This is a genomic window from Streptomyces jeddahensis (assembly GCF_001642995.1).
Lineage (GTDB): Bacteria > Actinomycetota > Actinomycetes > Streptomycetales > Streptomycetaceae > Streptomyces > Streptomyces jeddahensis.
Map to the genome: position 1 here is coordinate 42,757 of NZ_LOHS01000049.1, position 8,692 is coordinate 51,448.

Below are 8,692 nucleotides of genomic sequence, written 5' to 3' on the forward strand. Positions count from 1 at the left end.
ACCCACATGACCCAGGTGGCCGGCTCGCGCGTGGAGTCGGCGGCCGCCGCCACTCCGGCCGAGCGCACCGCCCGCCGCAAGGCCGTACTCGAGTGGATCGGCGTCCACGCACTCGGCGTCGCGGCCGCGCTGTTCTTCGTACTGCCCTTCGTCTTCGTCGTGTTCACCTCGCTGATGAGCGACCAGCAGGCGCTCACCCGCGACCTCGTGCCCGACACCTGGCAGTGGGACAACTACCGCAGGGTCTTCGACACCCCGGGATTTCTGACCTGGTGGCGGAACACCCTGCTGTACGCGGGTGCGGGCACCGTCCTGACGGTGGTGTCCTCGGTTCCCGTGGCGTACGCGCTGGCCAAGTTCCGCTTCCGCGGCCGGAACCTGTCGCTGATGCTCGTCATCTCGATGATGATGCTGCCGCCGCAGGTGGTCATCATCCCGATGTACCTGTTCTGGGCGAAGCAGATGGACCTGTCCGGCTCGCTGTGGCCGCTGATCATCCCGATGGCGTTCGGTGACGCGTTCTCCATCTTCCTGTTGCGGCAGTTCCTGATGACAATCCCCAACGAGTACCTGGACTCGGCACGGGTCGACGGCTGCGGCGAGTTCCGGGCACTGATCCGGGTGGTGCTGCCGATGGCCAAGCCGGGCATCGCCGCAGTGGCGCTGTTCCAGTTCTTCAACGCCTGGAACGACTACTTCGGGCCGCAGATCTACGCGTCCGAGAACCCGGGGGCATGGACGCTGAGTTACGGCCTGGAGTCGTTCAAGGGCGCACACCACACCGACTGGAATCTGACCATGGCCGCGACCGTGCTGGTCATGGCCCCCGTGATCCTCGTGTTCTTCTTCGCGCAGAAGGCGTTCGTCGAGGGTGTCACGCTCACCGGAGTGAAGGGCTGAGGAATCCGTGAAGCTCACCGTGGTCGGCGGAGGGTCGACCTACACACCCGAACTCATCGACGGGTTCGCCCGGTTGCGGGACACCCTGCCCATCGAGGAGCTCGTGCTCGTCGACCCGGCGGCCGGCCGCCTGGAGCTGGTCGGCGGGCTGGCGAGGCGGATCTTCGCCCGGCAGGGGCACCCGGGCACGATCACGACCACCCAGGACCTGGACGCGGGGGTCGACGGCGCCGACGCGGTGCTGCTCCAGCTGCGCGTCGGCGGGCAGGCCGCCCGTGAGCAGGACGAGACGTGGCCGCTGGAGTGCGACTGCGTCGGGCAGGAGACGACGGGTGCGGGCGGCCTCGCCAAGGCGCTGCGCACGGTCCCCGTGGTCCTGGACATCGCCGAGCGGGTGCGCCGCACCAACCCGGGCGCCTGGATCATCGACTTCACCAACCCGGTGGGGATCGTCACGCGGGCACTGCTCCAAGCCGGTCACAAGGCGGTAGGCCTGTGCAACGTGGCGATCGGTTTCCAGCGGAAGTTCGCCAGGATGCTGAACGTCGCGCCCGGCGATGTGCATCTGGACCATGTGGGCCTCAACCACCTCACCTGGGAGACCGGTGTCCGGCTCGGCGGCCCCGAGGGTGAGAACGTGCTGCCGCGGCTGCTCTCCGAACACGGCGACGCCATCGCGGCGGACCTCCACCTGCCGCGGCAGATCATCGACCGCCTCGGCGCCGTCCCCTCGTACTACCTGCGCTACTTCTACGCGCACGACGAGGTCGTACGCGAGCTCCGCACGAAGCCGTCGCGGGCCGCCGAAGTGGCCGCCATGGAGAAGCAGCTGCTGGAGATGTACGGCGACCCGGCCCTCGACGAGAAGCCGGAGCTGCTGGCCAGGCGCGGGGGCGCCTTCTACTCGGAGGCGGCCGTCGACCTCGCCGCGTCGCTGCTCGGCGGGGGAGGCAGCCCGTACCAGGTGGTGAACACGTACAACGACGGGACGCTGCCGTTCCTCCCCGACGACGCGGTGATCGAGGTGCAGGCGGCCGTGGGCCCCGAGGGCGCCACGCCGCTGCCGGTGCCCCGGCTCGACCCGCTGTACGCCGGTCTGGTCGCGCACGTGACGGCGTACGAGGACCTGGCGCTGGATGCGGCGCTGCGCGGCGGACGCGACCGCGTCTTCAAGGCCCTCCTCGCGCACCCCCTGGTCGGCCAGTACGAGTACGCCGAGGGCCTCACGGACCGGCTGATCGCGCACAACCGGGAGCACCTCGCGTGGGCATGACCGCACCGGAGTCCGGCGCCGGGGCCGCCGGGTCCGTCCTCGCCATCGACGCGGGGAACAGCAAGACCGACGTCGTGGTGGTCACGGCCGGCGGGCAGGTGGCCGGCGCGGCCCGCGGCGGCGGTTTCCAGCCGCCGAAGGTCGGGGTCGAGCGGGCCGTGGACGTACTCGCCGATGCCGTGGGCCGGGCTCTCGCACAGGCCGGGGCCGACCGGGTCGGGCATGTCTCGGCGTGCCTGGCCAACGCGGATCTGCCCGTGGAGGAGGAGCGGCTGGCCGAGGCCCTTGACCGGCGCGGCTGGGGGGCGAGCGTCGAAGTACGCAACGACACCTTCGCGATCCTGCGGGCTGGCGTCGCCGAGCCGCGCGGGGTCGCGGTCGTCTGCGGTGCGGGCATCAACTGCGTGGGCATGCGGCCCGACGGGCGCGTCGCGCGCTTCCCCGCGATCGGCCGCATCTCCGGGGACTGGGGCGGGGGCTGGGGACTGGCCGAGGAGGCGCTGTGGCATGCGGCCCGGGCCGAGGACGGACGGGGCGGCCCGACCGCACTGGCCCGCACCCTGCCCGGCCACTTCGGGCTCGACTCGATGTACGCGCTGATCGAGGCGCTGCACCTGCAGCACATCGCCGTGCCGCGCACGCACGAGCTCACCCCCGTGCTGTTCGCCACCGCGGCGGACGGCGACCCGGTGGCGCGCTCCATCGTCGACCGGCTCGCGGACGAGGTCGTGGCCATGTCCGCGGTCGCGCTCAAGCGGCTCGGCCTGCTGGTCGAGAGGACACCGGTGCTGCTGGGCGGCAGCGTCCTGGCGGCCCGGCATCCCCAACTGGACGGCCGCATCCGCGAACTGCTGGCCGAACGTGCACCGAAAGCGGTGCCTCAGGTCGTCACCGCACGGCCGGTGCTCGGCGCGGCGCTGCTGGGCCTCGACCATGTGGGCGCACCGGAGGACGTGCACGCCCGCGTGCGGGCGCATTTCCAGGATGGGGGCTGAGCGGCCGCCGGCACGCGCGGGTGATACACGCGCACGCGTGACCAGTCATCATTTCGTGGTCCCGGCCTTGCCGGGCGGGCCAGGGCGGAACCGACGAGGTCTCGCTCACGTGTTTCAGGGGAGAGGGGGCGATGCGGGGAGGCTCCGCTGCTCTGCAATACGAACAAGATCCAGTCAATGCCTGTGCGGATGTCAGTCCCGGCGGCAATACTTGCCGCCGTGCACTTCTTCCCGCGTGCCTCCGCGCACCGGGCGGCAGTGACCGACGAATGACCATGGGGGAGGTCACGTGACATACCCGCCGAACGGAGGCGCGGCGCCGCCGGGCCCTGCCCTGCCCACCATGCCGGCCATTCCGCCGCAGCCGGGTGCTTCACCGGCGCCGGCCGGCCCGTCCGGGTCACCCCCCGCCGTGCCCGCCCGGCGCACCGCGTGGGCGGAGGGCGTCGACCGGCTGCGCACGGCGGCGACGACCGAGCCCGGCCGGCTGCGGATCATCGGTGCCGTACTGGCCCTGCTGGTCGTGGCGTTCGGCGCGGTCACCACATGGGAGATGTCGGAGCGCTCGGCCGCGGCCGACGACGTACTGCACCGCAGCCAACCCCTGAGCAGGGACGCGGCCGACATCTACCGCTCACTCGCAGACGCCAACACCGCGGCGTCCAGCGGCTTCCTGGCGGGGGGCCAGGAGCCGGCCGGCGTCGTCGAGCGGTATGAGAGGGACATCAGGACCGCCTCCGAGAAGCTGGCCACGGCCGCCACGAACTCCGGGTCCGACCCGGCGTCGGCGGCCGCCGTCGCCAAACTGAACAAGCTCCTCCCGGAGTACACGGGCCTCATCGAGCGGGCGCGCGCCAACAACCGCCAGGGCCTGCCGCTGGGCGGCGCCTATCTGCGGTACGCCAACGACAAGATGCAGACGATGCTGGACGCCGCCGAGCAGCTCTACAAAGAGGAGAACGAGCGACTCCGCGCGGACTACGACGACGCGACTCCCTACCCATGGGCGGCGATAGGCATCGGCGTCCTCGCGCTCGCCGCGCTCGTCTGGGCGCAGCGGCGCAACTACCACCGTACGAACCGGGTGTTCAACCACGGCCTGGTCGCCGCGACGGCCGCCTCCGCCGTGGTCCTGCTCTGGCTCCTCGTGGGCCACACCATGGCAAGGGCAGGACTCGACGATTCGTACGACCACGGCGTCCGCTCCCTGAACGTGCTGAACGACGCCCGCATCGCCTCCCTCAAGGCGCGGGGCAACGAGAATCTGACGCTGGTCAGCAGGGGCGCGGAGACCCGCGAGGTGGGCGGCGTGCCCAAGGACAAGTTCGACGTCGAGTACCAGAGCCAGATGGAGCAACTCGGCGGCGCCGAGGGCGGCACGGGTCTGCTGGGTACGGCGGCCTCGCTCGCCGACGACGCGGCGGGCAGGCAGCCCGTGGCCGAGGCGATCAAGAACGTGAAGGACTGGAAGAACCGGCACCAGGCGGCACGCGCCGCGGACGACTCCGGCGACTACGAGACCGCGCTGGAGAAGGTCATCGGGACCAAGGACCAGGAGCCGACGGACGAGTCCTTCGACCAGGTCGACGACGCGCTGAAGACGGCTCTCGATCACGAGCAGACCGAGTTCGAGGCGGCGGCCGAGCACGGGCGGAATGCCATGACCGGGCTTCCCGTGGGCGCCGCCGTGCTCGCCGTCCTGGGCGCGGCGGCGGCCGTGCTCGGCATCGGACGCAGGCTTTCGGAGTACCGGTGAAAGGGAAAGGGGGCGCCAGGATGCTGGCACGACGTCTGCGGAGCAGCCTGCGGGGCTGGGGCGGCGTGGCCGCGATGGCGGTGGCCTGCGCCCTGACGGCCGTCATCGCGCTGCTGCTGCCGCTGGGCCAGGCGGGTGTGGACGTCAGCACCGCCCTGGGCGGCCAGGGCGTGGCCGAGGGCGCCCAGGCGAAGGCCGGCACCTGCAAGAACCCCGAGGCGAGCCTGCGGCCGTCCACCGAGGACGGCCCCACCGTCGAGGAGATCAAGAAGCGCGGCCGGCTGATCGTCGGCGTCGACCAGAACAGCTACCGCTGGGGCTACCGCGACCCGAACAAGGCGGGCAGCGACCTGGAAGGCTTCGACATCGACCTGGTGCACGCGATCGCCGAAGAGATCCTCGGCCCCGACGCCAAGGTGCAGTTCCTCGCCATCCCCACCAACCAGCGCATCCCGGCGATCAAGAACGACAAGGTCGACATGGTGGTACGCACCATGACGATCACCTGCACCCGCCTGGAGGAAGTGGCCTTCTCGACGGCCTATTTCAAGACGGGCCAGCAGGTGCTCGCCCCTCAGGACTCCGATATCACCGGCTACAACAACACGCTCAAGGGCAAGAAGGTCTGTTCTGCAGCGAGCTCCACCGCAGAGGAGGAGCTTGAGAAGAACTCCTTCGGTGCCGATATCTCGACCAGGGTGCCGAACCAACTCGACTGCCTGGTAAGGCTCCAGCTCGGTGAGGTCGACGCGGTGGTGACGGATAGCGCCCTGGCCGCAAGCCAGGCCGCGCAGGATCCGACGGTCGAGCTCAAGGGCGGCACGTTCACGGAGGAGTACTACGGCGTGGCGATGAAGAAGGACGCGGAGGACCTGGTCCGGCGCGTCAACCAGGTACTGGTGGACTACCGCAAGAGCGGCTGGCAGACCTCGTACGAGAAGTGGCTGGCCCCGACGGGCCTTGACGACAAGGCGCAGCCTCCCACACCGGAGTACAGCGACTGAGGCATCGTGGACAACCGGCAACAACCGGCCTGGTACCACTGAAGAGTTGACCGCACTCGGACGCGAGGGCGGGCGACGACGGAGAGCAGAGAGGTGATCGATGGGCGTCGCGGGGCCTCCCGGGCCGGTGATGGACCGGGACGAGGTCGACCGTGCGCTGGCGCGGCTCGGCGCGGAGCACGAGGCCATCGAGAGCTCGCTCCTCGCCCTGCAGGACCACGCGGGCCGCAGGCTCCTCGAGGGCGCCCGGCTGACCGGCGTCACCCAGTCCCGCTGGACGGACACCGAGCGGGCGATCACCGTCCTGTGGTCGTACTTCGACGCCTACACCGCGGCCCTGCGCACCGCCCGTGAGCTGCGGGCGCGCCGGCGCTGGCTCAGCCGCGAGGACCTGGTCGAGCTGACCGAGCTGCTGCGCGGCGAGAGCGTCACCGTGTCCGGCGGCGCCGCGGCCGGGGGCGGCCCCGCACCGTCGATCACGGGCCCGGCCAGGCTCAGCGAGCGGTACACGCTCCAGGAGCTCGTGGCGCGGATGAACGAGCTGTATGCGCAGTCGCTCGACATGGTCGTCGCGGCGGACGCCGTGTGGTCCGCGCTGCCCGCCCGTATCGACCTGCTCTCGGCCGAGCTGCAGCGCACGCGGCAGCTCGCGCACTCCGTCGGCGTACGGCCGGGGGAGCATCCGGCGGGCGACGACCTGGAGCGGATCACAAGTGCGTTGCTCCGATTGCGCGAACAGGTCGTGTCCGACCCGCTGGCGTTCTGGCAGCCGGCTCCCGGCGGCAGTTCGGCGCCCGGCGGCGGCCGGCCCGACACCGACCGGTACGACCGTGAGGCGCGGGCCCTTGAGGACGTGCGCCGCGAGATCGACGCGGTGCTCACCGTCCGCCAGGACGCGGAGGCCCGGCTGGTGAAGCTCCGCGACGTGCTCTCGCGCGCCGACCGCACGCTCGCCGAGGCGCGTGCCGCACGCGGGGAGGTCCTCGCCAAGATCGCCGCGTCCGAGGTGCCCGCCGTGTCCGGGCCGCCGACCGTGCTGCAGGAACAGCTGGCGAGGGCCGCCGAGTACCGCAGGCTGGGCCAGTGGAACCGGCTGTCGCCGCTCCTCGAGTCGCTGGAGCAGAAGGCCGAGGACGAACTGCTGCGGGCCCGCGAGTCCTTGACGGCGGTCACGGCACCGCTTGCGGTCCGCGCGGAGCTGCGCGGCCGCCTCGACGCGTACAAGGCGAAGGTCGCCCGGCTCGGCATGGCGGAGGACCCGCTGCTGGTCGAGCGGTACGACGCGGCGCGCCGGATGCTGTGGAGCGCGCCCTGCGATCTGCGTGCGGCGGAAGCGGCGGTGCTGCGCTATCAGCAGGCGGCCGCCGAGGCATTGGCTCCGCGGGTGCCCGGCCAGGGCGGGCCCGTGGACCGGAGGGGGCCCTCGGGGAGCGACAGGGGTGATGCGGTGTGAGTGAGCAGCAGCAGTGCCAGCGGCCCGGCTGCCCGGGCTCGTACGAGGACATGGGCGGCGGCGAGCTGTACTGCGACACGTGCGGTCTCGCGCCGGTCGTCTCGCCGACCGGCATGGTGGGCTCACAGCCGACCGGCATCACGGGCGGCGGCAGGGGATCGCGGGGTTCACGCGGCTCCCGGGGTTCGCAGGGCTCCGGCAGCGGCAGTCTGCGCCCCGGTTCGGGCAGTGCCCGCGCGTCGTCCCGCTCGTCGTCGTCGCGCAGGTCCGTGTCCGGCCGGCTGTCGCGGTCCCTGTCGGGCCGCTCGGCGTCGCGCTCCGTGTCGGTGCGCAGTTCGGGTTCCGCGGCGGGATCATCGGGGCGGGGCCGCCTCGGCGCGGGCCTGGTCCAGGTGCCGGACGTGCCGCGCCCGGACCCGCGCGCGATGGTGCTCGACAACCCCGAGGTGCCGGAGCGCAAGCGGTTCTGCTCCCGCTCGGACTGCGGTGCCCCGGTGGGGCGGGCGCGCGGGGGCAGGCCCGGCCGCACGGAGGGCTTCTGCACCAAGTGCGGCCACCCGTACTCGTTCGTGCCGAAGCTGCGCGCGGGCGACATCGTGCACGGCCAGTACGAGGTCGTGGGCTGCCTCGCGCACGGCGGCCTCGGCTGGATCTATCTCGCCGTCGACCGCGCGGTGTCCGACCGCTGGGTGGTCCTCAAGGGCCTCCTCGACACCGGCGACCAGGACGCCATGGCCGCCGCGATCTCCGAGCGCCGCTTCCTCGCCGAGATCGAGCACGCCAACATCGTCCGCATCTACAACTTCGTCGAGCACCTCGACCAGCGCACCGGCTCCATGGACGGCTACATCGTCATGGAGTACGTCGGCGGAAAGTCCCTCAAGGAGATCGCCAACGGCCGCCGGACGCCGGACGGACGCCGCGATCCGCTGCCCGTCGAACAGGCCTGCGCGTACGGCATCGAGGCGCTGGAGGCGCTCGGCCACCTGCACAGCCGTAACCTGCTGTACTGCGACTTCAAGGTCGACAACGCCATCCAGACCGAGGACCAGCTCAAGCTCATCGACATGGGCGCGGTCCGCAGGATGGACGACGACGAGTCGGCGATCTACGGCACCGTGGGGTACCAGGCACCGGAGGTGGCCGAGGTCGGCCCGTCCGTCGCGTCCGACCTGTACACCGTGGCGCGGACCCTCGCGGTCCTGACCTTCGACTTCCAGGGCTACACGAACGTCTTCGTGGACTCGCTGCCTGACCCCGGCAACATCGAGGTCTTCCGCACGTACGAGTCCTTCTACCGGCTCCTCGTAC

At 71.5% G+C, this 8,692-nt stretch carries 7 protein-coding genes; all 7 read left to right on the plus strand.

The window, feature by feature from the left end:
- The first annotated feature begins 6 nt into the window (after window positions 1-6).
- A complete protein-coding gene (locus STSP_RS06770; protein ID WP_067273485.1) occupies window positions 7-900 on the plus strand; it encodes a carbohydrate ABC transporter permease in 894 nt (297 codons plus the stop codon).
- Window positions 901-907: 7 nt separating this feature from the next.
- Complete coding sequence (locus tag STSP_RS06775) at window positions 908-2,173, plus strand: 6-phospho-beta-glucosidase (RefSeq protein ID WP_067273467.1); 1,266 nt, start codon at window positions 908-910, stop codon at window positions 2,171-2,173.
- Window positions 2,170-3,168, plus strand: coding sequence for an N-acetylglucosamine kinase (locus tag STSP_RS06780; RefSeq protein ID WP_067273487.1), 999 nt, complete (start codon window positions 2,170-2,172; stop codon window positions 3,166-3,168). Before STSP_RS06775 ends, STSP_RS06780 begins: the two co-directional genes overlap by 4 nt.
- A gap of 343 nt (window positions 3,169-3,511) precedes the next feature.
- Entirely contained in the window at window positions 3,512-4,924 is a 1,413-nt protein-coding gene (locus tag STSP_RS06785) for a hypothetical protein (RefSeq protein ID WP_232789541.1), read from the plus strand.
- A gap of 20 nt (window positions 4,925-4,944) precedes the next feature.
- Entirely contained in the window at window positions 4,945-5,928 is a 984-nt protein-coding gene (locus tag STSP_RS06790) for a glutamate ABC transporter substrate-binding protein (protein ID WP_067273471.1), read from the plus strand.
- 100 nt (window positions 5,929-6,028) lie between these two features.
- Entirely contained in the window at window positions 6,029-7,381 is a 1,353-nt protein-coding gene (locus tag STSP_RS06795) for a coiled-coil domain-containing protein (RefSeq protein WP_067273479.1), read from the plus strand.
- Between the two features lie 50 nt (window positions 7,382-7,431).
- Window positions 7,432-8,692: serine/threonine protein kinase (locus tag STSP_RS06800; protein ID WP_408646236.1), on the plus strand; the 1,261-nt coding region annotated here is incomplete at its 3' end.